We start from the raw sequence: 26,218 nt of genomic DNA, 5'->3' as shown, positions 1-26,218 counted from the left end.
AAACTAAATTTCAAATGACTTCAACTAAGTCTTCTCATTATCAGCAGTGTCAAAGCTCGAACCAATTCCCTCTTCTGTTGCCTGTCCTGGTCTATATCCATTCTCCCAGATTTTTCTGGTTTGCTGATGAAGGTCCTCTCTAGTCAAATTCCAGAGTTTCAAAATCTTCAGCATGTCCTCCTGAAGATCTAGTGCTCCTGGAAATCCCTCATATCGAATCATTAAGCGCGCCAAATCAACCAGATCTGTATCCTCAGGAGAAGTCTTTGCAAGCATTCGATCGATATGATCTCGATCAATACTGTGAAGAGGGTGACTTTGCTCAGGGCTCAACTCAGTCTCCTTATCAACTCACCTATTAAATATGAACACACTTGGGCGACCTGACTAATTAGGTTTATTTCTTGAGAAACAAAAGCATGCGGGCATTGCGTTTTGACTTAATTGGGCGTTATCTCAGGCCTCATAGCCGAACTGTGGTTCTTGGCGCCATAACCCTAGTGATAGTAAATATTCTCAGTGTCACCATCCCTATGGAAGTCCGCAGGGTTATAGATGACCTTCAAGAAGGCTTTGCCTTAAAAGACATTTTTAACCAAGCAATATGGATAGTGGTTTTAGCAAGCTCGATGGGATTAGCCCGTCTTCTTTCAAGGCAACTAGTCTTTGGCGTAGGCAGACAAATAGAAGTTGATTTAAGACAACGTTTATTTGACCACATGCTCAGTCAAGATCCTGACTGGGTTCAAACAATAGGCAGTGGTGAAGTCATAAGTCGCGCTACTAGCGATGTCGAGAATATCCGCAGATTGCTCGGTTTCACAATTTTAAGCCTCACTAATACAGCACTTGCCTATTCCTTTACTTTGCCAGCGATGCTGGCTATTAGCCCCAAACTAACAATGGCTGCTATATCCCTATATCCCCTAATGCTTGGGATTGTTGGCCTTTTTGGAGGCAGAATGGTTAAACAACGAAGGAGGCAACAGGAAGCTTTATCTAGCCTTAGTGAACTTATTCAAGAAGATTTATCAGGAATAAGTGCGATAAAAATCTACGGTCAAGAACCTGCTGAAAAAGATGCATTTAGTTCTCGAAATAAAACCTATAGAGACTCTGCAATCAACCTCGCAAGAACAGCTAGCACATTATTTCCACTTTTACAGGGGATTTCCTCAATTTCACTTTTGGTGTTACTTGCTCTTGGTAGTGGGTTATTAGAGACGGGCACGCTAACAATTGGGGGGTTAGTAGCACTAATCCTTTACGTCGAAAGACTTGTTTTCCCAACTGCTCTTCTTGGCTTTACTCTCAATACATTTCAAGTCGGGCAAGTCAGTCTTGAACGAGTAGAGGATCTTTTACAAAGGGAACCAAGAATAAAAAATAATCATAAGGCCCTAACTCTTAAACACGCCTTAAAAGGAAAACTACAAGCAAAAAATCTAACCGTCAGTTATGAGGATTCATCTAATGAAGTTTTAAAAGGATTAAACTTCGAAATCCAACCAGGAGAATTAGTTGCACTAGTAGGCCCTGTCGGATGTGGAAAAACCACTCTTGCTCGAGCACTAGGTCGAATGATCGAGATACCCAATAATCAACTCTTTATTGATGACCACGATGTAAGAGACTTACGTCTAGAAGATCTAAGAAGCAATATTGCTCTTGTTCCACAAGAGGGCTATCTATTCACAAGCAGCCTTGCTGAAAACATACGCTACGGCAACCCAAAGGCTTCAATGAAGCAAGTTCAGAGTTCTGCCTCTCAGGCTCGACTAACAGATGACATTAAAGGCTTCCCAGATGGATTCAAAACACTTGTAGGGGAGAGAGGAATCACCCTTAGTGGCGGGCAAAGACAGCGCACTGCTCTAGGAAGAGCTTTGTTAGTACCTTCTCCAGTACTAGTGCTTGATGATGCTCTTGCGAGTGTGGACAACAGAACAGCTGCAGCAATACTTAGCTCGATCAGAAATCAAAAAAAACGAACAATTCTCATGATTAGCCACCAACTCTCAGCAGCGGCGGCTTGTGATCGCATTCTGGTAATGGAAAACGGAAAAATTGTGGAGCAAGGTAATCACCTAGAACTGCTTAAGGCTCATGGGACATATCAGAGATTGTGGGAGAGAGAACAAGCTGTGGAAGAACTAAGTCAGTGAATTAAAGCTCTGATCAGACAATTGACAAAAACAAACGACCTTAAGAAGTTCCAGCAATAAGGAAGAAAAGCATTACTTTTAGAAAGGTCTCAGGCAATTGAAATCAAAAGATGACATGACTCAAGAAACCTCCTATACCGTTCATTGTGACCTAACTTTCGGCGACATTTACTTGCAAGTACTGGCCTGGATGGCCGTCATATTTGTGAGTCTCGCTGCAGGCCTTGGTCTAATGGGTTCCTCTAAGCCATTGTTCGCACTCGTTGGAGTTGGATTAATTTTGGTGTTAAGCCTTCCATTCCTTCTATTTGCCTTTGTAACCACCTTGCTAAACCACATCCAGCTAGCTCCGAGAAAAACTGACTAGTCTTGATCTAGATCTCTAAAGAACATGCTGCCTTCTTGGTTGACCAGTGGCTCAACAAAAGGGATTCCAGATCTCAACAAAAATTTAGAGCATTTTGTCCTAAACCATCCCATAAATAAGCCAGTATCAACCAAACAAGAGGAAGCATTTTTTGGCTGCGGGTGCTTTTGGGGTGCTGAAAAAGGATTTTGGAAGCTGCCTGGTGTAATCAACACAGCTGTTGGATATGCAGGCGGGCACATACAAAACCCTAGTTATAACCAGGTCTGTACGGGCAGAACAGGGCATGCAGAAGTTGTAAGAGTCGTATGGGATTTCTCCATAATTGACTTCAGCGACTTACTCAAACTCTTCTGGGAATGTCATGATCCAACCCAAGGGAATCGCCAAGGCAACGACCGCGGTAGCCAGTACAGGTCCACTATTTACACAACAACAACAAATCAAATTGAATTGGCTGTTGCCAGCAAGCAAAGCTACCAATCATCACTTACCCGACAAGGGAAAGCTGCCATAACTACAGAAATCAAGCCAAACGAGCAGTTTTTTTACGCCGAAAGCTACCACCAACAATATCTTGCCAAACCAGGGAGTAGACCATATTGCTCAGCCATGCCCACTAAAATTCCTTTGGAAGATTTTGAAAATGCAAACTTCAAACTTCCTGAAAGTATTTGGGCAAACTTTGATTGGAATATCCAACACTGCGTCTTAAGAAGCAATAACAACCCTATCGAGATATGAATAACAATCCCTTACCCGATCGAACAGTATTACTTGCTTTAGTTGCAACACTGCTACTGGTATTTTCTCTGGTTTTTTCAATGAGGCCTCAAAACCAACCTAATGGGCCATCAATACAGTGGCGTGAGTTGCCCCAAGAAAGTTCTAGAGCCTTGCAGATCTAAGCAAAAGCCTCCAATCATCATGTAAAGGTGAAATGATATTCAGAGATCAAGCCAAAGGCTGCGCATCTTGCCCAAAAGAAGGCTTACCAGTACTCCTCGAAGGCTAAATGTCTTTACAAAGGGGATGGTGCAACTATATGGAGTTCTTGCCGTCCTAACAGTATTAATCCCCGAATTAATTGCGACATTCACCCTATCCCTAAACAGCTCAAGCCAAGAAGATTCCTTACCAAGCCTATCAACAATGACATTGCTGGAATTAAGGAAAATTGGGAAAGAGCTCAAGTTATTGGGATATTCCAGCGAAAACAAAAAATCTCTATCCAAAAGAATTGCTAAACGATTAGGTCGGAAAACCTCGCATTTAAAGCCTTAAAAGCATCAAATGGTTTTTGCCCTGTGATAGCTTCTTTTTATCGGGGCGTAGCGCAGCTTGGTAGCGCACCACTTTGGGGTAGTGGGGGTCGTGGGTTCAAATCCCGCCGCTCCGATTTTAATTTTCAAGCCCTATCAAAAAGTAGTGAAGTTTCTGCTCTTCAGAGACCTTGTCCATTCCTCTGCCAAAGTCAAAAATAATTGCTGAAAAAACCTAGAAAGCCCAGAATGATGTTCAGCTTTTCTAGGCAGCAAAATATTTTCTTTTTGCAATAGCTAAAGGGCTAACCAAATGCCTTCTAATCCAAGCACTGATGAAATGATCGACTTTAAGAGCTTTCAAGAAAAACTACTTCCATTTTATTTCTCTTTAGATAGAAATAAAAAATGAACCTATTATGATAAAACTTGCAAGAACGCAAATCATCCAAACTCTTAATTAATATTTTCCAAGGAAAAAGCTTTCAACTCCCATAAGCTGCAAATAAAATCAGAAAAAATATAGAATAATAAATCGACCTACTTTCATTATTTTCTAGGGGTAAATATGTTCAAATAAGGAATCTATTTGTAAGGGCGAAGAGATAGTGAATATCCTTCCAACCAGCGGTTAACTCTAGCTCTTTGGGAAGAAGGAACCTCCGCTAAAAGTTGGGTCAGCTCCAAAGCACCTAATCGCTTAACCTCCCTAGACTCAACACGCCAAAGAGATTCCGCCTCACAAATCAAACGTGCCCAAGAACGAACAGACTGCCATTCTCGCAAGCGACCTTTCACGGGATCAAATCCTACGAAATCAGAAGCCGACAAATCTTTTTGCAAATATTCTTAAGGAAATAAAGGGCTCACTTAATTAGCTTGGCGACACAAAGGCCTATTAACAAAAATCAGCAGACCACCTTCGGAATGCTAAAGAAATTGTTGCTTCAAGAATTTATTCTTCTCAGTCTTCCCAAGGCTCAAGTGGAGCAACCGGAAATGCCAAATTTTTAATTTCCCTCGCACTTAATCTAAGAGTCCATGCTCCTTGAACAGGATCATTCCATCGAAACCCAGCCGTCCTGGCCAACTGCCTTTCCTCATAAGAGACCAAAGCCTTGACAAGTTTCTTAGGCTCCAGACCATGCTCAATTAAAAGTTCCAGATCATCACAACGTTTAAACACTTCTGCAAGATAAATACAATCAGTCAAGGCTCTGTGTGCAGCCCAAACAGGAACCCCATATGACAATGCCAGATCTCGAACTGAGGGCCTACGACGAAGATGACGGTCTGCTGGCCAGCAAATATCCTCCATTGTGCAAAGCCAAGGTTTAAACAACTTTGGCAATGGCTCTCGACCAAACCATTTGCGATCAAAGTCAACATTGTGAGCCACCAACAAATCTGCTGTGTCAACTAAATCCTGAAAATAAGAAAGCGCCTTTCTCCAAGGTTGCCTAAGATTAGTAATAGAGGCAGGAATTTGATTAATTCCCTCTGCCGAATTCTCATCAACTGGTATCAAAAAAGATTGTTGTGCAAGTGTTGATCGACTAGAAACACTGAAAAGGATTGCACCTATCTCAAGGCATTGATCTTTTAAAGGATCCAGCCCTGTTGTCTCTGTGTCCAAGATTAAAAGCATCTCAGGGAAATTCTGTTCCATAGGCTTGCCAGAATTCGAAGCTGACTTCTGGTCGATCACATATGAAGGTTGAAGTCTCGAGTTCAACTCAGGCACACAACCATCAAGAAGATGCAACTGCTCACCCGAGGAGCTGTTTCTTTGATCCTCCTCCACGTCATTGCCAGGATATGTTCTCTTTATTCTCCCGTAGGCATCAAGATTTTTCATAGAGTGTATAAGCTGGCTGTTGTTTTTTGCCAAGAATATGGTCTTACACACTGGAGACAAGGCGCCCGGTTTTGCACTTAAGGATCAAGATGGTGTCCTCCGTCGACTTGATGATGCAAAAGGTAAATATCTAATATTATTTTTCTACCCAAAAGACAACACACCAGGCTGTACAGCAGAAGCTTGTAGTTTTCGAGACAACATTGACAAATTCAAACCATATAAAGCTGAACTATGGGGAGTAAGTGGAGACAATGAAGAAAGCCATAAGCTATTTGCAGAAAGATATTCTCTATCTTTTCCTCTACTTTGTGATACTAATAATATGCTTAGGAGCATCTTCAAAGTGCCCAAAACTTTAGGTTTAGTTCCAGGACGAGTTACTTATGTAATTGACCCTCAACAGAGAATCTGCCATGTCTTCAACAACCTGCTTGATGGGCCTTCACATGTAAATGAAGCCCTACGCTTTTTGGAAAACGCAAGTAAAAGAAAATGACTAGGTGGCGACAAATAGAAGGAGTCTGGTGCCTTTGGCCTGCTAAACCAATCGCTCTAATCGAAATGATTGGAGGTAGCTATCTAGCTAGCAATCCGCAATTGAGTTATAGACGTCTACTAGAAATACTTTCAAAAAAAAATCTAGCTATTCATGCCTGGAGTTATTTGCCTGGGTTAGACCATCAAGCGCAAGCCAATGAGGCATGGAAGGTTCTACGACGAACAAGAAAACAACTAGAAGAAAGAATTGGCGAAACCACTCCCCCTATAAGGATTGGCCACAGTCTTGGATGCAAATTACACCTTCTATCTCCTGATGGAGGAAGGAACAGCAAAACTTTAATTGCATTGAGCTTCAACAACTTCACTGCAGCGCGTTCAATACCAATGCTTGGAAAAATTGCGCCCAAGTTGGGTTTCCGGAGTGAGTTCAGCCCTAGCCCAATTGAAACGATGAGGATTGTTAATGAGCGCTATCTTCAGCCTAATAATCTTCTAGTTCAATTTGGGGAGGACCAATTGGACCAAAGCGATAGCCTCTTGGAATGTCTCCAAAGTCGAAAAAATGACCAATCCCAGAAAATATTTCTACACGGCGATCACCTAACACCTGCAAGTGCTGGTGTTAGGCAAAATTTCATAGGATCGAGGAATGATGATCGAATTCGTACAAGAAATCTCTTAGAGCTCGCCAATACAATTTACGAGTGGGCTAACAAATAGTTAGGCCCTGAGCCTATCAAGCACAGAACGGTCCTCAAGGGTGCTTGTATCACCACTAACTTCTTCACCAGAAGCTAAAGCTCTAAGAATTCTTCTCATAATCTTTCCACTACGAGTCTTAGGCAATGCCTCACTAAATCGGATCTCATCTGGCCTTGCGATAGGTCCAATCTCTTGCCCAACATGACTACGCAGGTCTTTTAAAAGTGATTCAGAGGCTACTCTTTTGTTCTCAAGTGTGACGAAAGCCACAATTGCTTCTCCCTTCAAATCATCTGGTCTGCCAACAACCGCAGCCTCTGAAACTGCAGGATGACTCACCAAAGCTGATTCAACTTCCATTGTACCGAGACGATGGCCAGAGACGTTAATAACATCATCGACTCTCCCCATGATCCAAAAATATCCATCAACATCTTTTCGTGCTCCATCTCCAGCAAAGTAAATAAAGCTTCCATCAGAAGGACGCAAAAACTCCCAATAACTTTCCCTAAAACGCTTTGGATTTCCATGCACGGTTCTCATCATGCCTGGCCAAGGTTTTCGAACAACTAAATAGCCTCCTTCATCAACAGAAACCGAGTTACCCTCTGAGTCAACAACATCTGCATCAACACCTGGAAGAGGAAGAGTTGCAGAACCAGGCTTAGTTGGGGTTGCACCAGGCAAAGGACTGATCATCACTCCACCTGTCTCCGTCTGCCACCAAGTATCAACTATTGGGCAACGTCCACCACCAATAACTTCTCGATACCACATCCAAGCCTCAGGGTTAATTGGTTCTCCAACAGTTCCAAGCAACCTCAAGCTCGTCATGTCGTAGTTGTCTGGGACCGACCTACCACTCTTCATAAAAGCCCTGATGGCAGTTGGAGCTGTGTAAAAAATCGTAATTCCATGTTTCTGAATTAGTTCCCAAAAGGCCCCAGGATTAGAAGGACGCGGAGCGCCCTCATACATCACAGTTGTTGCACCATTAGAAAGGGGCCCGTAAACGATGTAACTATGTCCAGTAATCCAACCGACATCAGCTGTACACCAGTAGACATCATCTTCACGAATGTCGAAAATCCATTGGAAAGTCAAATGAGTCCATAAGTTATAACCAGCAGTTGTATGCACCACACCCTTCGGTTTACCAGTAGAGCCTGAGGTGTAGAGAACAAAAAGACGATCTTCGCTATCCATCGGCTCTGCAACACAATCTGTGTTCTGATTAGCTACTAATTCATGCCACCAGTAATCTCTACCGGCCTCCATAGAAACCGACTCATTCGTTCTCTTCACTACTAAGACAGTCGTAACGCTTGGGCAAGCTGATTCACCCAAGGCTTGGTCAACCGCAGACTTCAAAGGAATCGCTTTATCTTTTCGAAAACCTCCATCCGCTGTTATTACAGCTTTTGCCTCTCCATCAATTAAACGGTCACGCAATGCTTCAGCTGAAAAGCCACCAAAAACAACTGAATGAGGGGCTCCAATTCGAGCACATGCCAACATCGCAATTGCAGCCTCAGGCACCATGGGCATATAAAGAGCGACCAAATCTCCTTTACCTATCCCAATTGCTTTCAATGCATTAGCCGCACGGCAAACTTCCTGATGCAGCTCTCTATAGGTAAACCTTCTTACATCTCCAGGCTCTCCCTCCCAAATGAGAGCTGTTTTGTCTGCTCTTGGTCCATCTAAGTGACGGTCCAAACAGTTACTAGAAATATTTGTCTTGCCACCTTCAAACCATCGTGCAAAAGGAGGAGTTGTCCAATCCAGAACTTTTGAGAAAGGTTCAAACCATTGCAACTCCTTTCTTGCAGCCTCACCCCAGAAAGTCTCTAAGTCCCGATTTGCCTCATTAAACATCCTTTGATAAGTATCCAGGCTGTTAATCCGGGCCTTAGAAGCTAAATCTACGGATGGAGGAAAAATCCTCTCTTCTTGCAGAACCGACTCAATTGTGTTGGTGTTATCTGAGGACATTGGCAAAAATGAGAACATTCCCTTTCGCATTCAAGCCAGTTAATCGCCCTCTATAAACTGAGGTGACACGCTTGTTAAACGAAAAATTGCAAATTCCTCATGTTTCTACCGAAGGCCTGCCTCTTTGACTTGGATGGTCTTTTATTAGACACTGAGCCACTTCATGGCCGGGCTTGGGCTGAAGCTGCAGCTACTTTTGGCAAAAGCCTCAATCAGAGCCAGTTGCATCAACTTCAAGGAAGACGAAGACTTGATTGCGCGGAACAAATTTTGAATTGGACTAATAGTGACTTAACAGCCGAAAAATTACTATCAATTCAAAAACCAATATCTAGGCGGTTGTTAGCAGAAGCAAAAGCAATGCCTGGAGCCGAAGACCTAATTAAGTGGAATTTCAACAAAGGCTTACCAATGGCCTTAGTCAGCAGTAGTGCCTCCGACTCAGTCGCCTTTAAAATCAAGCCACATCCATGGATAAAACTAATCCAGACAAAAGTATTAGGAGACGATAAAGATCTTTTGAGGGGAAAGCCTGCTCCAGATCCATTTAAACTTGCAGCTCATAAAATGCAAATAAAGCCAGAGGATTGCTGGGCACTAGAAGACTCAAAAGCTGGAGAGCAGGCTGCTCTCGCTGCAGGGTGCCGGGTATGGATCCTTGGAGAAAAAACGGAAAATTATAATTTTAAAGAAGAAACACTAATACCAAATCCAATTTATATCTCTAGTTTAAATGTAGTTCTAGAGCAACTAAAAGCTGCTTGGTCAAGCAATCAGTAGAGTCTACTTAAAACAAATTCAGGCAATTCCATTAAAGCCGTTTTAAAACAGGAATCAGGGATCCACGCAATAGACTCTCTAGACTCCCTTGCAAAATCTTCGGCTAATTTCCTTGAACGGGGAATTGCATTGGAGCCACGTACTATCTCAAGAGCTTCTTTTAAGTCAGATTGGTGAGAAAAACCTCTATCAATTAGATCAGTCAATTTATGATTTTCCTCAAGAGCGTATAAAGCAGGTGCAGTTAAATATCCACTGGCCAAATCAGAGGCTGCGGGTTTTCCAAGTTGTTTATCACTAGCAGTAAAATCAAGTATGTCGTCTACGACTTGAAAAGCAAGTCCAAGTTGTCTACCAAAATTATATAAGTGATGAAGCTTTTCATCACTTTGATTACTTAAAACCCCAGCCGCCTGAGCACTATTCGCAATTAGAGAAGCTGTCTTACAGTAACTCTTCTCTAGATAGTTCTCGAAAGTTTGTGTTGCATCATATTTAAAAAGGCCTTGCTTAACTTCTCCATCTGCCAAGTCCATAATTACGCGACTTAGAAGCTTAACAACATCAAGATTGTCTAAATTTGCCAAATGCCAACTTGCTTGAGCAAATAAGAAATCTCCGGCGAGCACCGCAACCCGAGAATCAAAACGACTATGAACAGTCTTAACACCTCTGCGGGTTGACGCCTCATCAACGACATCGTCATGAACCAAGGAAGCTGTATGAATCATCTCAGTAATTTCAGCCAGACGCCTATGCCTAGGAGAAAGTGCGCCATTTTCCGAAAGTGCTCTAGAGACCAACAAGACAATGCCAGGGCGCAATCTCTTGCCCCCAGCACTAAAAAGATGTTCTGCTGCCGCCTGGAGTATTGGATGCCCTGCTCCAATTAAGCTGCGCAAATCACTGAGCAAGTTCTCAAGATCAAGCTCAACAGGCTGCAGCAGCTCTGTAACAGTGGTCATAACTTCCCTCGGTTTATCAATCCTAGGAGAAATGGGCCTAAGAACGAAGAGAAACCAACTCAACTTCTGGCTTCATTCCAAAAAATTCAGTCGCTCTGTCCGCAAACAAAGAAGGATCAGAAGTCACACAAATCCTTGTATTTGCAAGGCTTATTTGCCTGTTGTTGATTCTTTCTGGAGTTCCCAAAAAGGTATCCAGCTTCCTTGCTAAAGCCATCGCGGGGTCAAGCAACTTAACGTCCTCAGGCAACAAATCTCTCAACAAACACTCCAATAATGGGTAATGGGTACACCCAAGGATGATCGCTTCGACACCTTTATTTAATAGTGGGGTCAAATACTCCAGGGCCGCGGCCCGAAGCTCTTCACCAGTAGAAGTTTTCGCCTCAATCAAAGGAACAAGAGAAGGACAAGATTGCTCCCAAACCTCAGTACCAGGGTATGCATACTCAATCTGTTGGCGATAAACACCAGAGGCTGCTGTAGCTGGTGTAGCCAAAACCCCTATCTTTCTATCTTCAATAGTCTCTGAAATTGAACTAATCAAGTCAACAACAGGTATTCCAGACGTTTCTTTAACCACATCAAAGGCCAATGAATTAGTTGTGTTACATGCCATAGCAATAACTGAAACTTTCTGCCGAACCAACCAACTAACCACTTCCATTGCTATTTCTCGTATCTCCTGTACATCTCTTTCACCATAAGGGACTCTTGCCGTATCACCCAAATACACACAATTGGCTCCATAATGACGATCTAAAACCTTCCTAAGCACGGTAAATCCACCGATGCCACTATCAAACAGGCCCAAACAAAGATTCAACGCAACTCCTGAAGATATTGGAGGATTCCAGTAGCAATTGCGAGTGCAAGTTTTCTACGGTGAGAACTTTTAGCTAAACGCGGAGCATCTAATTTACCCGTCACAAAACCTGTTTCAACTAAAACTGCAGGCATCTTCGTTCGTCTAATAACAAAGAAACGTCCTCTACGAACCCCGCGGTTTGGACTTCCCTTTGAAACGTTAAGAACTTGGTTCTGAATTTTCGTAGCCAGCCTCATTCCACGAGAACCACTAAAAAAGAAAGTTTCAACACCGTTGATGTCCCCTCTTTTCCTCCTTGATGCATTTGCATGAATACTGACAAAAGCTGTTGCATTAACTCTATTTGCCATAGCGACTCTCGGAGGAAGGTCTAAATCCTCTTCTCTCAAGCGAGTGAGATTGACCATCACCCCTTTAGCTCTCAAAAGTTTTGCAACCTGAAGTGATATGTCAAGGACCACATCTGTTTCACGCAAACTCCCTATTCCAACCGCTCCTGGATCTGGTCCACCATGGCCGGGATCAATTACAACCCTATATATACCTCTTGGAACATTGGGCAAGCCAGATGCACTTATAGGTGTTCTAGAAGATGAATATTGGTTCGCAACTTTTCCAGTCAAGCTCCCCTCTCCTATTGAGCGAAGGCCTCTAGTCGGTAAACCAACAAAATCAAGATTCCACCTATTGGGAGATGTTCCTAGAAGCTTTAACTTTCGTGGGTCTAAAACAACAACAGGGTCAAACTCAACAACTAATCTTGTTTTACCTGAAGTTGGTTTCCCGAGCCTTATCTGATGCACAAGGCCACTACCAGAAACACTTCTTGGTCTAATCAGTTCTCCAGGGAAATCAATCCACACCCTTGCTCCTTTTCCATCAACTGGCCCTTGATAAAAAGCCTCCAAATTGGCACCTCGTGAAGTGCGTAATTCCAAGACACCATTTTTATTTAAGGCCCAAGCAGCTAAAACACTTGCGGATCTTGATGGAAGTCCAAAAGCAAAAAAACAGACTGCCAGCAAAGCTTTCAAAAACCAAGCTCTCTGGCTAGGGAAAGCCTTGAACATTGAACTAGAAAAGATCTGGCTGCCGGTGCTTAAGGCTGGGCATTTGCTCACGGATATGCTTGAGATGCAAAGTGTCTAAGGGAGCAATGGCCGCACCAGGCTGAACACCAGCATCAGCCAAAACAGTCCCCCAAGGATCAATCACCATCGCATGGCCATGACTTTGGCGACGTCCATAATGCAATCCAGTCTGTGCTGGGGCTAAAACATAAGCAGTATTTTCTATGGCTCTAGCCTGAAGTAAGACTTGCCAATGGTCTTTGCCGGTAAAAGCCGTAAAAGCGGCAGGAATCATTAACAACTCTGCACCTTCATCGACAAGATGACGATAAAGCTCTGGGAACCTCACGTCATAGCAAATTGAAATGCCAACACGACAGAGACCAGGCACATCAACTACTGGAGGTAAAAGACTGCCAGGGGTAATAGTTGCAGATTCTCGATAGGTATTTCCATCAGGAAGATCAACATCAAATAAATGAATTTTGTCGTATCTAGCTAAGAGTTGTCCGTCCTTCCCAACTAGTTCAGCCCTATTAAGAGTCCTTTTACCATCACCTAAAGGAACAGGAAAGCCACCTCCCAACAAAACCACCTGGTATCTCCGAGCCATTGTTACGAGAAAGTTGTTGCACTTTTCAGCAAGATTGTCAGAAATTTCCAGTCGCCTCTGATCATCACCAATAAAGGCAAAGTTTTCAGGAAGCCCTACCAATTCAGCGCCACGACGGACAGCTAATTCAATTTGTTCTTCAGCAACAGCAAAGTTAGCCTCAGGTTCTGAGGTACTTGTGAGCTGAATAGCGGCAGCCAAGAAATCGGTCACAAGGTTGAAAGAGTCATTTGAACTTTAGAGGGCGACAAAAGAGTCAGCTGGGAACCAAGATTCCTGGTTCTTTTTGACTTGGAACCACAGAAAGCGAGTCAAGGTCTGCACAGCACTTGAAATCTGCGTCATGATCACCAATTCCAACAAGCCTCTTGCCATGGGTTGCTTCGCGTAGGCAAGCTTCTGGATCATGCTTCCACTGATTCCATAAAGAAAAAGCTGCTGTGATTTCATCGTTCACCAGACTAACCAGACCATTGGCCTCATTTAGTAAAAAAGCGGCAAGTGCACCTGCCGCCAGGGAATCTTCCAAGGAATAACTCCCTTCCCAACCACTACCAAGAATCCATATATTTGTTGGCTTCTCTCTCAACAACCTCTTTGCGATAGCACTTCTATTCGGCAAAGAAAGTGTTAACAACATTGGGGCCTCTCGTACTCTTTGAAGAGATTTTGTGCCATTAGTGGTACTCATAAAAAGCCTTTTGCCTTTAACTAATTCAGGGACAACAGCAACAGGCGAATTCCCCAAATCAAAGCCCTTTAACTTTTGGCCACCCCTTTCTCCAATCAAAAGTCTTTTACTAGGGTTCCATTTAGAAGCAGAACTTCTCAAGTCATCTAAATCCGCAAAAGTTTGAACAGCCTCAGCCCCATTATGAAGAGCCCAGGCAATTGTGGTAGTAGCTCTCAAAACATCTATTACGACAGCAGCATCTGGCATGGGTTTTTCAGGGGCATCTGCTGCAACATGAAAATAAGCAAGCTGCATTTACCTAATACCTGAACTCTTCAGTAACAGTAACTAGGCTTGTTATTAAGTGGAGGGAAGCTGGCTAAGATGATCATCTCAAAGAGGACCTCTCTAAAGGACTCTTAGGCGATGCATTGGGGTTATCCATTTTGTATCAGAGGATGATCTCTTAAAAAATTCGCAAGCTTTGAAGCACAATGGCTAAGAGCATCGAACAAATACAACTGAATCTTGAAGAATCTATTGTGACCTTGACCACTAAAAAGGTTGAAGGGCTGAATTCCTAGGGACAGATCATTAAAAGATCTCGCTGTTCCCTATGGACTAAAGCCAAAAGAAAAACCACTCTCTCGTCAAAAGATTTTTGTCAATGCAATGCTCTAAAAATCATTTGTCAAAAATGTCTCTCCTAAAAACAAAGTGATCAAATTACAAAAACCATTTAACAAAGGCTTTGCAGCTAGAGACTTACGCGATTTTCTAACTCTTCTAGAAGATAGAGGTCAACTCAAGCGAATCACAGCTCCAGTGGATTCCGATCTAGAAATAGCAGCTATAAGTGATCGTGTCCTTTCTCAGGGCGGCCCTGCCTTGCTATTTGAGAACGTTAATGGATCTTCTATTCCGATAGCTATAAATCTGCTTGGCACTCTTGAAAGAGTTGTTTGGAGCATGGGCTTAGAAAACCCAAGCCAGCTTGAGGAACTAGGTTCAAAATTAGCCCTTCTACAACAACCAAGACCACCTAAAGGTTTAAAAGAAACTAGTAAATTCGCAAACCTACTTTGGGATCTTCTGAAAGCTAGACCTGATAGAGACCTCACTCCACCATGTCACCAAGAAATATTTAAAAACAACGAAGTAAATCTCGATAAGATTCCGCTATTGCGACCCTGGCCTGAAGACGCGGGAGGTGTAATCACATTAGGGCTTGTAATTACTAAGGATCCAGAAACCAAAGTCCCCAATGTCGGGGTCTATCGATTACAACGTCAAACCCATAACTCAATGACAGTCCATTGGTTAAGTGTGCGGGGAGGAGCACGTCACCTTCAAAAAGCAGCCGCTTTAAATAAAAAATTAGAAGTTGCAGTAGCTATTGGAGTTCATCCACTACTAGTTATGGCAGCCGCTACGCCAATTCCTGTACAACTAAGTGAATGGCTTTTTGCGGGGCTCTATGCGGGAGAAGGAGTGCGCCTAACACCCTGTAAAACAATCGATATTGATGTGCCAAGTCACAGTGAAATTGTCCTTGAGGGAACAATCAATCCCGGTGAGGAATTACCAGATGGACCCTTCGGAGACCACATGGGTTTTTACGGGGATGTTGAACAATCTCCCTTAATACGTTTTCAATGTATGACTCAACGTCGCAATCCAATTTTCCTAACCACTTTTAGTGGTCGCCCCCCTAAGGAAGAAGCAATGCTTGCGATTGCACTAAATAGGATCTACACGCCAATTCTTAGACAACAAATACCAGAAATTATTGATTTTTTCCTCCCAATGGAGGCCCTTAGTTACAAGCTAGCAGTCATATCTATAGAAAAGGCATATCCAGGGCAGGCCAAAAGAGCTGCGATGGCTTTTTGGAGCGCTCTACCTCAGTTCACATACACAAAATTTGTTGTAGTCGTCGACTCAACAATCAAAGTAAGAGACCCAAGACAAGTAATTTGGGCTATCGCTAGTCAAGTTGATCCGCAAAGAGATCTCTTCGTCTTGGAAAACACCCCTTTTGACAGTCTTGATTTCGCTAGCGATCAAATTGGCTTAGGTGGGAGATTAGCAATTGATGCCACCACTAAAATCGGCCCAGAAACAAGACATAAGTGGAGCAAGCCTCTTGTTCGCCCTAGGGACCTTGAAGAAAGAGTTGATGCAAGATGGAAAGAACTCGGTTTATCTGATCTAAATCTAGAGTCACCAGACCCCTCTCTTTTCGGATATGTCCTAGATAAGTTGATAAGAAAAAAGCAAATTTAAAAAGAAGTAATCAATTGCGGACGGCTGCAGCGTGCAGAATAAAGATATTGGTTTATGACTCAAAGTAATTGGCCACTGTTAGCGACAACCCATCCTCTAGAACTCTTAAGAAAGGTGGGGAACTACGGGGAAAAGTTCGAGTCCCCGGCGACAAATCCATCTCCCATAGAGCCCTTTTGTTTGGTTCCATTGCAGAAGGTTTAACCACTATCAAGGGATTACTCCCTTCAGAAGATCCTCTAAGTACAGCGGCTTGTCTTAGATCTATGGGAGTGTCTATAAGTCCGATTCAACAAGGGGAAGCAGTTGAAATACAAGGTGTTGGACTAGATGGGCTCAAAGAGCCTGAAGAAATTCTCGATTGTGGCAACTCTGGCACGACAATGCGACTATTGCTTGGCCTTCTTGCAGGAAGAGAAAGAAGACATTTTGTCCTTACAGGTGATAGCTCGCTGCGTAAACGTCCAATGCAAAGAGTAGGAAAGCCATTAAAAGTAATGGGTGCCGATATCCAAGGACGTTCAAATGGAGACCTAGCCCCACTTTCGATACAAGGGAAAAAACTGCATGGTGCAATTATTGGAACACCAGTAGCAAGTGCACAAATTAAATCCGCTTTATTACTAGCGGCATTAACAGCTGATGGCCCTACAACAGTTATTGAACCAGCCCGTTCACGTGACCATAGTGAACGGATGCTTCGCGCTTTTGGAGCAGATGTAGAGATAGGTGGAGAAATGGGCCGTCATATCACGGTTAAACCAGGACCAAAACTAATAGGCCAACATCTTGTTGTACCTGGAGACATAAGTTCTGCAGCCTTCTGGTTAGTTGCAGGGGCAGTTATACCGGGTTCAGACATAACAATTGAAAATGTAGGTATTAATCCAACAAGAACAGGGGTGTTAGAAGTACTCCAGTCCATGGGAGCAAACGTCGAATGTATCAACACAATCGATGTCACAGGAGAACCAGTAGGTGACCTGCGGATTAAGCATGGCCCTCTTAAGGCCTTTAACATATCCAAAGAGATGATGCCTCGTTTAATAGATGAAATCCCAATTCTTTCAGTAGCGGCCTGCTTCTGCGAAGGTGAAAGCAGAATCACTGGAGCAAATGAGCTAAGAGTAAAGGAAACAGATCGACTTGCAGTTATGGCGAGACAACTCAAAGCAATGGGAGCCAACATAGAAGAACAACAAGACGGTTTAGTTATTCAGGGAGGCAGCACTTTGCATGGCAATATTCTTGACAGTGAAACAGATCATCGCGTGGCAATGAGCCTTGCAATAGCAGCATTAATGGCTAAAGGGAAATCGACCCTGCTGCGAGGTGATTCCGCAGCTGTCTCTTATCCCAACTTTTGGGAGCACCTTGAAAGCCTTCAAACTTAAATCTACTTATAAGAATAATTCTCTTGAAGATATCTCCCTCATTCAAACTAATGATGGGAGCATCAGCTTACATAGTCATTTCTTTAAGGAAGGTTTTCATTCCTCAAAGGGAGCCTTGAAAGAGGCTAAAGAAAAATTCATTATTCCTTCATCCATAGAGAAGCTTAAGAGTCATTCTCCTATTTATATTCTTGATGTTTGTTTTGGACTTGGATATAACACAGGAGTTCTATTAGAGAGTCTTAATATAAAAAAGACAACAGTAAGTTGGTGGGGACTCGAAATAGACCATCGCCCCATTCAAATAGCATTACAAGAGCCTGTATTTCTCAATCAATGGTCATCTGATGTATTAAAGATATTAAAATCAATAAGGGATACAAGCCACTGGTCTTTTGAAAACAGTCATGGAAGTCTCCTTTGGGGAGATGCACGTGAACAAATTAATCTTCTTCCAAAAGATTTCCAAGCGCAACTAATACTGCATGACGCCTTCTCACCCAGGAAATGTCCCGAGCTGTGGAGTGAAGAATTCCTAAGTAATCTTGTCAAAAGGCTAGCGCCTGGGGGCCAACTAATCACTTACTGCAGAGCAGCAGCTGTTAGGGCGAGCCTTAGAAGAGCGGGGCTTAGCTTGAGATCTTTACGAAATACCTGCCCAAAAAGCAATTCTTGGAGTGAAGGCACTATTGGAATACTCCCAGTGACAACAGAAAGCAATAGCAAGGCTTTGGAAGGCTCACCAAAAAACCTTAACCTGATGGAAGAAGAGCATCTCCTTACGCGAGCTGCCATTCCATATCGTGATTTGACCGGCAAAGATAGTTGTCAAGAAATTCTCGCTAGGCGAAAACAAGAGCAATTAGATTGCTCCCTTGAAAGCACAACCTCCTGGAGAAAACGCTGGTTTTCTGGTTAGGAAGCCTTGGAAGGTTAGATTTCACTCATCTACCTAAACAATCATGCTTGTAGTCGCAATATTGGCAGCCGGAAAAGGAACACGTATGAAAAGCTCTCTACCAAAAGTACTACAACAGCTTGCAGGTAGGACATTGATAGAAAGAGTTCTAGCTGTTTGTAATGGCTTAAATGTAAATAGACGTATAGTAATAGTTGGTCACCAAGAAGATAAAATCAGAGAAAGCCTAAATCATATCGAGGGACTAGAATTTATACAACAGAGTCCACAAAATGGTACTGGGCATGCCCTACAAAAATTACTGCCTGTTTTAAAGGATTTTGATGGCCAATTATTAGTCTTAAGTGGTGATGTCCCATTACTCAAAGTTGATACTATTAAAAAACTAGTAAATACTCATACCAAAAAATCCGCAGACGTGACGTTACTTACAGCCACTCAAAAGAATCCAAAAGGTTATGGACGAGTTTTTACAACTAAAGAAAACCAAGTACGTTCAATCATAGAAGATCGAGATTGCACAAAAGAACAACTAGATAATCATCTAACCAATGCAGGTATTTATTGTTTTGAATGGAGCAAACTTAAGGAAATCCTACCAAACTTATCTAACAAGAATAATCAAGGAGAACTATACCTTACAGACACAATAAAAATGATGTCTCTAGCGGTACATACAGAAGTGGAAGATGTCAATGAGGTGTTGGGAATAAATAATCGTAAGCAACTTTCTATTTGTGAGGCATTACTCCAAGAACGCCTACGAAATTATTGGATGAATGAAGGTGTAACTTTTACCGACCCATCTAGTTGCACAATTAGTGAGTCATGTACTTTTGGTAAAGATGTTTTAATCGAACCACAGACCCATCTCAGAGGGAAATGCAAGGTGGGAAATAGTTGCTTGTTAGGGCCAGGGACCCTATTGAAGGATGTTGAATTAGGAGACAGAGTCAAGGTCCTTAATTCAGTAATTGACAACTCAAAAGTTGACCACGATGTTTTTATAGGTCCCTTCACTCACTTGCGTCCTCAATCAACAATTTCAAGTCACTGTCGCATTGGTAACTTCGTTGAAATAAAGAAGAGTCATATTGGAGAAAGGACAAAAGTAAATCACCTTAGCTATATAGGTGATTCACAACTCGGAAGCAAGGTAAATATTGGCGCAGGGACAATTACAGCTAATTATGACGGTAGAAATAAACACCAAACTCGAATTGGGGATAATACTAAGACTGGGGCAAATTCAGTTTTAGTAGCACCAATAGTACTTGGTAAAGACGTAACAGTTGGAGCAGGTTCAACACTAACTAAAAATGTTCCTAATGGTTCCTTAGCGATAGGCAGAAGCAAGCAACTAATTAAAGAAGGGTGGTCATCAAAAACGGCCTCCTTCCCTTAACCAAAGAGCTCTTTGATTAAGGGAAGGAGGCTTTCCATTCCAACATTTCGACTCGCTTTTAACAAAATAACATCTCCCGGTTTTAGCCAATCTTCTAATACATCTATAGCTTTTTCAGGGCTAGGTACAACTGCAAAGTATCTCAAAGAAGATGCAACCGATTCCATAACATCTGCCTCGATGCCAGTAGCCAAGACTACAAGTCCATCCAAGCCCAAATCAACTGCAAACTGTGCAACAGATTGATGAAGAGATGCACTATATCTTCCAAGCTCATACATTGTTCCTAAGACGGCAAAATGCCTTCCTGGTTGACTCATCAAAAGAGTCAAGGATGCATACATTGCCTCAGGAGAGGCATTGTATGTCTCGTCTAAGACAGTCAACCCACCAATATTCACCTTTCGACTTCGACCACCGGGGACAATCACCTCTAGATTCTTAAGCAGGGATTGATTTATACCAAATTCCATTGCTACAGCAATAGCAAACATAAAATTCAAAGCATTATGTCTTCCTTCTAAAGGCAACTTATATTGCAACCCATTTAATTTAAGAGTCCTAGAACCTGAATCGACTTGACCAATCAAATCAGGCAATGGACAAGTCTCGGAACAAAGATCTTTATCATAAATATCATCCGGAGACTGTTCTAACTCAAGAGACACACGTTTGACTCTTCCAGTCCAAGATTTCGAAAGTTCTTGCTCAAGCAAATCATTGCCCGCTGGTATTAATAGCAAACCATCTGGTCTTAGAAAAGAAGTTATTTCACATTTTGCAGCTGCTATGGCTTGTCGACTTCCTAATAGCCCAAGGTGTGCACTTCCTATATTTGTAATGACAGCTATATCTGGCTGTGTGCAATATGAAAGACGTTCAATCTCTCCACGAGCTCGCATACCCATTTCAATCACTGCTGCAAAATGACAAGGGGAACTCTGCAGCAAAGTAAGTGGTACTCCAATATCATTATTATTATTCCCTTCGCTCGCTAATACCTCACCAGTAGTAGAAAGAGCTGCTCTAATCAACTCCCTTGTAGTTGTCTTTCCTGTCGAGCCAGTTATCGCAACAACAGGTGTACCTACATCCAAGCGGTGTAAGTTTGCTAGTTGCTGGTAGGCATACAAAGTGTCCTCAACTACCCAGTGGAGCAGTCCATCAGGAATATTTTCTGTGTAACATGAAACAACAGCTCCCTGCGCGCCTCTCTCGAAGACTTCAAGCAGAAAATCATGACCATCAAAATGTTCACCCTTCAGCGGCACAAAAAAACTTCCACTATCAAAGTTCCTACTATCAATAGAAATAGGCCCTAATGCCTGATCAAGCAAAAGAGAAGAATCGTTTGATGGAAGGCCCCATAACTCGTTAAGTTGCCTAAAAGATATAGCCATTATTCGCCACCTAAATTAAAAATGATCATTCCTACTCCTACTCTTGAAGTTCTAGCAAGTAAATGACCAACCTCATCATGTAACTCAGCCTCTTCAAACCCTAGGCTTTCAACATCAAATTGAAAACGGTTCGCCAATTGAACCTTGCCTTCGGGAGTCAGTCCTGACCATAGAGATGAAACAACAAGGACTAAGCCATTTCTTCTAGACATCATTTCAACTGTCTTGAGAATTCCTATAGGGTCCTTGTCCACCGATAGAACCTTCATATATTTGTCATTCTTGGCATACTGTTCATCGCTAATCAACTGATTAATCAAATCATCATCTGTACTAGTTAATGAGTCACTATTGTTCGGTGGCTCTTGCAAAAGTAATGCAGCAGGGTCCGAGAAAGGCTTCTCCTCCACAACAATATTTGAAGCATCATCCAAATCTTCTAAAGAAGAAAATGATGGAATAATATTACCCAAATATAAAAGTAATGCTAAAAAACTTAGGAAAATTATAGGCCAATAAAATCTTAAAAGACTAACCGGAACAAAGCTTGGTGCAGGCAAATCCCCTTGCCAATTTAAGCGCCAGACTTCAAGCACTCTCAAGCGCAAATCGGCCAAAACAGCAAATATATTCTTCCTAAGTGAGGACCAAGGATTCTTATAAGGTATAGGCAAAAGATCTTTCATTGAACCTAAGTTAAAACAGTTCGACCACTAGTTAACAAATGGTCCTAAATGAAGGTAATTGATCGACATTGTCAATCAAGCCTTTCTAAAAGCCCCTTGATTTATCTGCAAGGAAGGATCTGCCTCTTGCCCAACTGAAAAGAGCTCCACCTCAGCAGCGTCAGGAGTAGGCTCTTTATTACCACAGACATCTTGATACATTGCCTCATAATCTCTGGCCGATTGATCCCAGCCATACGTCTTTTTCATTCCACGTATCTGAAGTTCTCTCCAACTATCTTGATGCCTAAATGCTTCCCAAGACCTAACTAAAGCAGTATAAAAATCTATTGGTTCAAATCTATCAAAACAAAAGCCTGTGCCACTGTTAGCAGTAGGATCATGTGGTTTTACAGTATCAACAAGACCTCCTACATTTCTAACTATTGGAATAGAGCCATAGCGCATTGCTAACAATTGGCTAATCCCGCAAGGTTCAAAACGACTTGGCATTAGGAATGCATCACTGCCAGCATAAATAAGGCGAGAGAGGCTATCATCATAAGTCAAAAATACTCCCATTCGTCCTGGATTTTCGGTTGCCAGTTGCCATAACCCTGATTCTAGGCCCCTCTCTCCACTTCCTAAAACTACAATCTGAGAATCAGTATAGGCAAGTAAGCGTTTAGCTACTTGAAGTAAAAGATCAACACCTTTTTGATCTACTAAACGGCTAACCATTCCTAATAGATATTTGTCCTTATTAACTTCTAAACCCATTCTCTCTTGAAGAGCCTTTTTATTTTCTTTACGGCCAGATAAATCATCAGCACTAAAATTTGCGACCAAAGACTTATCTGTCTCAGGATCCCATTCCTGAAGGTCTATACCATTAAGGATTCCTCTTAGTTTCCCAGAAATGTAATTAAGTAATCCCTCTAATTTTTCACCATATTCAGATGTCCTAATTTCTCTCGCGTATGTAGGTGAAACTGCATTAACACTGTCAGCATATAACAATGCTGCAGCCATTGTGTGGTCACCGTGCATATACCAAGGGCACCAAGTCATTCGATCAAGCTTCCAACGCCAAGGCCCTTGATATTTCAAGTTATGAATAGTAAATACAGTACTAATTTCAGGGTCTTGATGCATCCAAACAGGAATCATTCCTGTATGCCAATCATGACAATGAAGAACCTGTGGTTTCCAGGAGTTCCAAGCAAATTCTGCAGTAGCACTTGCAAAGAATGTAAACCTCCAGTCTTCATCATCACCGCCATAAATTCTTTCAGGATCGAAAGCCGGATGGCCCACCAAATACAGTGGTAGACCATTCAAAGGGTGCTTGGTCTCATAAACAGCAAAATCAGCCCCCATTGTTTGTGCACGAAATATTGGTTCATCTGGAATATCTAATGAACTCCAAAGCTTCCCATACCCAGGAATAATCAATCGAACGTCATGGCCCAACCTTGCTAAAGCCGGTGGCAATGAGCCAACAACATCACCCATTCCTCCGACTTTCACCATCGGCGAGCATTCCGCAGCCGCAAACAACACCCGCATTGAAAAAAACACCTCTGCCGCGCGACTCTAATTGGAAGCCGTCATTTTGATTAGGGGAGCCAACCTGAATCGGAAAAATCAGGCATTCTTTTTTCTAAGAATGCAATTTTTCCTTCTTTTGCTTCATCAGTTCTATAAAAAAGATGGGTTGCTTGACCTGCAAGTTCTTGAATCCCTGCAAGTCCATCAGTTTCAGCATTAAAAGCAGCTTTTAAACACCTTATGGCAGTTGGACTGTGCTGCAAAATCTCACGTGCCCACAAAACCCCCTCATTCTCAAGACGATCTATTGGGAATACCGCATTAACCAATCCCATTCTCAATGCGTCATGAGCACCATATCTTCGGCATAGAAACCATATTTCACGGGCTTTTCGTTGGCCAACCACCCTTGCCAAATAACCAGACCCAAAACCTCCATCAAAGCTTCCAACTTTTGGACCTGTTTGACCAAAAACGGCATTTTCCGCCGCGAGACTTAGGTCACAAAGTAAATGTAAAACTTGCCCACCTCCAATTGCATAACCAGCGACAAGTGCAATAACAACCTTAGGGAGGCTACGAATAATTCTCTGCAAATCAAGGACATTTAGCCTTGGCAACCCGTCCTCATCAAGGTAACCACCATCACCTCTAACACTTTGATCGCCTCCTGAACAAAAGGCATAGCCACCATCCTTTGAAGGCCCTACACCAGTAAATAGAACAACACCTATATCCTTATCATCTCTAATCCTAGTAAAAGCATCACAAAGCTCCATTACTGTGCGAGGTCTAAAAGCATTGCGTTTCTCAGGACGATTAATTGCAACCCTTGCTATACCATCAGCTGATTTATCTAATAAAACATCATGGTAGGTCCCCCAAGATTCCCAAGGGACTGTTAATTCCCCTGGTAAAACTTGCCTTGGGGATGATTCATTAGGAGCAAAGTCTTTAGGCATTTACATCAAATGTCGACTGAATTGTTTTTGGAAAACTCTTTCAAACAAGTTTCCAAGCCACTTCGTAACTCTTGCCTTAAGAAAGCATCATTACTAGGGCTTGTACAAACTCTCAATAAAACAGGTCCTGATTGACTGAGGCTCCACTCAATAGATGGAGCCAAATCATCCAAACATGAAATCTGGCGATATGGAACACCATGAGCCTCTGCCAATGCTAAAGGGTCAACATTCTGAGGCATTGCAAAAAGACGATCGAAAGATTCCTTTGGCTCTACCTGCAAAGGAAGCTGATGAAAAATACCACCACCACCATTGTCAATTAAAAGCACTGTTAATGGAATCAAATTCTGACTGGAAAATAACCATCCATTACTATCATGAAGTAGAGCAATGTCACCAGTAACTAAGAAGTTACGGCCTAGAACCTTAGCCAATCCCATTGCAAGAGACAAAGTCCCATCTATACCTGATGCACCACGAAAACCAAAGCATCTTCTAGACAAACAACTTACACCCGAGAAAGAAAGCCAGTCTCTTACTGGACTACTAGCGGCAAGCATTATTGGAATATCTATAGGCAAAATGCGAGGAATCCATCTAGCCAAAGAAGGCTCAGTAATCATTCCCTCTAAAGGTAGATGTTTATCTAACCAATCTTGAGTTGTCTTAGTTATTTTAAGCCATTGTTTGCATAGCTCAGTTTCCGAATTGACTGCATTGTTTCCTTGAAAATTCTGTTTTTTCTTAAAGCATTCTAACCAGGATGTGAAGCCTTGGCTCCACTGAATAGCCAAGTTAAGTGGATCCAAATTTCTAGCATCGCCTTCACTAATTAAGACTTGGCCCCCTCTTGCTCTATTCAACAAAAGTTCTAGGTTCCGACTAGCTGAAAGAGGTCCCAAGCGTAGAACTTGTATCTCTTCTTGTGGCATAGGGAGAGAATTTGGCAAAAGCAATTCCCAGTTATTAATAAGTCCCTTTTGATTAGAGGAAATGCCTGAGAGCGGATCTGCTAATACAGGCCAACCACTTATTTTCTGCCAATCATGAACAGCCCTCTGAAAAGCAATTAAGTCCTTTCTCTTTCCTCTCCAAGGACCAACCACAATAAATCCAGAGCGTGAAGGATCTAAAACAGGGAAATCATTAGATATACCTCCTTGCTTTCCCTTTAAAACACTTTGCGGTTTTGCATTAGATCGATAATTCTCTGGAACCCAACCATTTAACACTTGGGTTTGCTCATTGGCAGAAACATTCAAAGGTTCCTCAATAGGTAGATTTAAATGAACTGGCCCAGAAAAGTCATGACATCCAGCCCAAGCTTCTTCAACAAAAAAAGCTAGTAAATCATCTGTAAAAAGATGAATTCCAGCAGATGGTCCTTGCCTGAAGAGTCTCGTCGCAGGGAGAAGGAATTGTTCTTGGTTAACGGTTTGGTTAGCTCCACAATTCTTAAGGCGGGCAGGCCTGTCGGCAGTAATTAACAACAACGGTTGGCAAGACCGATCAGCCTCTACAACTGCAGGCAATAAATTAGCCACTGCAGAACCTGAAGTTGTAATTACGGCAGGAGCGGTGCCACTGCCAGCGGCAATACCGAGAGCCAGGAAAGCAGCCGAGCGCTCATCAATCGCTGTTGTAAGCGCCAACTTGCCTTCACCAGCCAATCTGCCTACAGCAAGCGCTAAAGGAGTAGAACGACTCCCGGGGCAAAGGACTACATGATTCATCCCTTTAAGGAGCAAGGCTTCTAATAGCCTTAACGAAACAAAAAGGTTGGTTCGAGCAATTGACAGTGTTTCAGCCTTAACTAACCCAATCCTCGGACAACATGCTTCTTCAGGAAA

General features: G+C 42.5%; 25 protein-coding genes and 1 tRNA gene. 12 read left to right on the top strand and 14 right to left on the bottom strand.

Annotated elements, in window-relative coordinates; translation table 11 throughout:
• Window positions 1-24: 24 nt before the first annotated feature.
• Complete coding sequence (locus SOI83_RS00360; RefSeq protein WP_320676594.1) at window positions 25-333, bottom strand: DUF3288 family protein; 309 nt, start codon at window positions 331-333, stop codon at window positions 25-27.
• 86 nt (window positions 334-419) lie between these two features.
• On the opposite strand from SOI83_RS00360, the gene SOI83_RS00355 reads away from it, so the two are divergent.
• The 5 genes from SOI83_RS00355 to SOI83_RS00335 all read left to right on the top strand — a co-directional run bounded on the left by SOI83_RS00355 (window position 420) and on the right by SOI83_RS00335 (window position 3,931).
• Complete coding sequence (locus SOI83_RS00355; RefSeq protein WP_320676592.1) at window positions 420-2,165, top strand: ABC transporter ATP-binding protein; 1,746 nt, start codon at window positions 420-422, stop codon at window positions 2,163-2,165.
• A gap of 115 nt (window positions 2,166-2,280) precedes the next feature.
• The gene (locus SOI83_RS00350; RefSeq protein ID WP_320676591.1) at window positions 2,281-2,532 is read left to right on the top strand and encodes a hypothetical protein; all 252 of its coding nucleotides are present in this window, start codon (window positions 2,281-2,283) and stop codon (window positions 2,530-2,532) included.
• A gap of 24 nt (window positions 2,533-2,556) precedes the next feature.
• Window positions 2,557-3,276 carry a peptide-methionine (S)-S-oxide reductase MsrA gene (msrA, locus tag SOI83_RS00345; RefSeq protein WP_320676590.1) on the top strand — a complete coding sequence of 240 codons (720 nt, stop codon included), beginning with the start codon at window positions 2,557-2,559 and terminating at the stop codon, window positions 3,274-3,276.
• 231 nt (window positions 3,277-3,507) lie between these two features.
• Window positions 3,508-3,816 carry a Rho termination factor N-terminal domain-containing protein gene (locus tag SOI83_RS00340; RefSeq protein WP_320676588.1) on the top strand — a complete coding sequence of 103 codons (309 nt, stop codon included), beginning with the start codon at window positions 3,508-3,510 and terminating at the stop codon, window positions 3,814-3,816.
• Window positions 3,817-3,857: 41 nt separating this feature from the next.
• Window positions 3,858-3,931: transfer RNA gene (locus SOI83_RS00335), tRNA-Pro, on the top strand.
• 448 nt (window positions 3,932-4,379) lie between these two features.
• On the opposite strand, the gene SOI83_RS00330 is transcribed toward SOI83_RS00335, so the two are convergent.
• Together SOI83_RS00330 and SOI83_RS00325 are read right to left on the bottom strand one after the other, a co-directional pair.
• Window positions 4,380-4,625 (bottom strand): hypothetical protein, encoded by a 246-nt coding sequence (locus SOI83_RS00330; protein WP_320676585.1) that lies wholly within the window; start codon window positions 4,623-4,625, stop codon window positions 4,380-4,382.
• 133 nt (window positions 4,626-4,758) lie between these two features.
• Window positions 4,759-5,652, bottom strand: coding sequence for a 3'-5' exonuclease (locus SOI83_RS00325; RefSeq protein WP_414153417.1), 894 nt, complete (start codon window positions 5,650-5,652; stop codon window positions 4,759-4,761).
• Between the two features lie 37 nt (window positions 5,653-5,689).
• On the opposite strand from SOI83_RS00325, the gene SOI83_RS00320 reads away from it, so the two are divergent.
• Window positions 5,690-6,151: a peroxiredoxin gene (locus SOI83_RS00320; RefSeq protein ID WP_320676583.1), complete on the top strand. Its 462-nt coding sequence runs from the start codon at window positions 5,690-5,692 to the stop codon at window positions 6,149-6,151.
• Window positions 6,148-6,876, top strand: coding sequence for a DUF1350 family protein (locus tag SOI83_RS00315; protein ID WP_320676582.1), 729 nt, complete (start codon window positions 6,148-6,150; stop codon window positions 6,874-6,876). Before SOI83_RS00320 ends, SOI83_RS00315 begins: the two co-directional genes overlap by 4 nt.
• On the opposite strand, the gene acs is transcribed toward SOI83_RS00315, so the two are convergent.
• Window positions 6,877-8,853, bottom strand: a complete 1,977-nt coding sequence (acs, locus tag SOI83_RS00310; RefSeq protein WP_320677760.1) for an acetate--CoA ligase — start codon at window positions 8,851-8,853, stop codon at window positions 6,877-6,879. It lies immediately after the preceding gene.
• Window positions 8,854-8,952: 99 nt separating this feature from the next.
• On the opposite strand from acs, the gene SOI83_RS00305 reads away from it, so the two are divergent.
• Entirely contained in the window at window positions 8,953-9,633 is a 681-nt protein-coding gene (locus SOI83_RS00305) for an HAD family phosphatase (RefSeq protein ID WP_320676581.1), read from the top strand.
• On the opposite strand, the gene sds is transcribed toward SOI83_RS00305, so the two are convergent.
• Genes sds through SOI83_RS00280 form a run of 5 tightly spaced genes read right to left on the bottom strand, consistent with a single transcriptional unit; the run spans window position 9,627 to window position 14,098 of the window.
• Window positions 9,627-10,598 carry a solanesyl diphosphate synthase gene (gene sds / locus SOI83_RS00300; RefSeq protein WP_320676579.1) on the bottom strand — a complete coding sequence of 324 codons (972 nt, stop codon included), beginning with the start codon at window positions 10,596-10,598 and terminating at the stop codon, window positions 9,627-9,629. The genes SOI83_RS00305 and sds overlap by 7 nt on opposite strands.
• A 37-nt stretch (window positions 10,599-10,635) precedes the next feature.
• A complete protein-coding gene (gene murI / locus SOI83_RS00295) occupies window positions 10,636-11,424 on the bottom strand; it encodes a glutamate racemase (RefSeq protein WP_320676575.1) in 789 nt (262 codons plus the stop codon).
• Window positions 11,421-12,497, bottom strand: coding sequence for an N-acetylmuramoyl-L-alanine amidase (locus tag SOI83_RS00290; RefSeq protein ID WP_320676573.1), 1,077 nt, complete (start codon window positions 12,495-12,497; stop codon window positions 11,421-11,423). The genes murI and SOI83_RS00290 overlap by 4 nt, the downstream gene beginning before the upstream one ends.
• A gap of 4 nt (window positions 12,498-12,501) precedes the next feature.
• On the bottom strand, window positions 12,502-13,323 hold the full coding sequence (locus SOI83_RS00285; RefSeq protein ID WP_320676572.1) for a carbon-nitrogen hydrolase family protein: 822 nt from the start codon (window positions 13,321-13,323) through the stop codon (window positions 12,502-12,504).
• 43 nt (window positions 13,324-13,366) lie between these two features.
• Window positions 13,367-14,098, bottom strand: coding sequence for a 2-phosphosulfolactate phosphatase family protein (locus SOI83_RS00280; RefSeq protein ID WP_320676571.1), 732 nt, complete (start codon window positions 14,096-14,098; stop codon window positions 13,367-13,369).
• Window positions 14,099-14,500: 402 nt separating this feature from the next.
• Here SOI83_RS00280 and SOI83_RS00275 point away from each other — a divergent pair, with 402 nt between their 5' ends.
• The 4 genes from SOI83_RS00275 to glmU all read left to right on the top strand — a co-directional run bounded on the left by SOI83_RS00275 (window position 14,501) and on the right by glmU (window position 19,787).
• Window positions 14,501-16,069, top strand: a complete 1,569-nt coding sequence (locus tag SOI83_RS00275) for a UbiD family decarboxylase (RefSeq protein WP_320676569.1) — start codon at window positions 14,501-14,503, stop codon at window positions 16,067-16,069.
• Window positions 16,070-16,137: 68 nt separating this feature from the next.
• Window positions 16,138-17,463 (top strand): 3-phosphoshikimate 1-carboxyvinyltransferase, encoded by a 1,326-nt coding sequence (gene aroA, locus SOI83_RS00270; RefSeq protein ID WP_320676568.1) that lies wholly within the window; start codon window positions 16,138-16,140, stop codon window positions 17,461-17,463.
• Complete coding sequence (locus SOI83_RS00265; protein WP_320676567.1) at window positions 17,444-18,382, top strand: MnmC family methyltransferase; 939 nt, start codon at window positions 17,444-17,446, stop codon at window positions 18,380-18,382. The genes aroA and SOI83_RS00265 overlap by 20 nt, the downstream gene beginning before the upstream one ends.
• A 43-nt stretch (window positions 18,383-18,425) precedes the next feature.
• Window positions 18,426-19,787: a bifunctional UDP-N-acetylglucosamine diphosphorylase/glucosamine-1-phosphate N-acetyltransferase GlmU gene (glmU, locus tag SOI83_RS00260; RefSeq protein WP_320676566.1), complete on the top strand. Its 1,362-nt coding sequence runs from the start codon at window positions 18,426-18,428 to the stop codon at window positions 19,785-19,787.
• On the opposite strand, the gene SOI83_RS00255 is transcribed toward glmU, so the two are convergent.
• The 5 genes from SOI83_RS00255 to menD all read right to left on the bottom strand — a co-directional run bounded on the left by SOI83_RS00255 (window position 19,784) and on the right by menD (window position 26,191).
• The gene (locus tag SOI83_RS00255; protein WP_320676565.1) at window positions 19,784-21,187 is read right to left on the bottom strand and encodes a UDP-N-acetylmuramoyl-tripeptide--D-alanyl-D-alanine ligase; all 1,404 of its coding nucleotides are present in this window, start codon (window positions 21,185-21,187) and stop codon (window positions 19,784-19,786) included. The two genes, glmU and SOI83_RS00255, sit on opposite strands and share 4 nt — an antisense overlap.
• Window positions 21,187-21,873, bottom strand: a complete 687-nt coding sequence (locus SOI83_RS00250; protein WP_320676564.1) for a hypothetical protein — start codon at window positions 21,871-21,873, stop codon at window positions 21,187-21,189. Before SOI83_RS00250 ends, SOI83_RS00255 begins: the two co-directional genes overlap by 1 nt.
• 75 nt (window positions 21,874-21,948) lie before the next feature.
• On the bottom strand, window positions 21,949-23,421 hold the full coding sequence (glgA, locus tag SOI83_RS00245) for a glycogen synthase GlgA (RefSeq protein WP_320676561.1): 1,473 nt from the start codon (window positions 23,419-23,421) through the stop codon (window positions 21,949-21,951).
• A gap of 50 nt (window positions 23,422-23,471) precedes the next feature.
• Window positions 23,472-24,365: a 1,4-dihydroxy-2-naphthoyl-CoA synthase gene (gene menB, locus SOI83_RS00240; RefSeq protein ID WP_320676559.1), complete on the bottom strand. Its 894-nt coding sequence runs from the start codon at window positions 24,363-24,365 to the stop codon at window positions 23,472-23,474.
• 5 nt (window positions 24,366-24,370) lie between these two features.
• Entirely contained in the window at window positions 24,371-26,191 is a 1,821-nt protein-coding gene (menD, locus tag SOI83_RS00235) for a 2-succinyl-5-enolpyruvyl-6-hydroxy-3-cyclohexene-1-carboxylic-acid synthase (RefSeq protein WP_414153453.1), read from the bottom strand.
• Between the last annotated feature and the right edge of the window lie 27 nt (window positions 26,192-26,218).

Source organism: Prochlorococcus sp. MIT 1300 (assembly GCF_034092375.1).
In the GTDB taxonomy this organism is placed as follows: Bacteria; Cyanobacteriota; Cyanobacteriia; order PCC-6307; family Cyanobiaceae; genus MIT-1300.
This window is presented reverse-complemented; position numbering and strand designations above follow the sequence as displayed.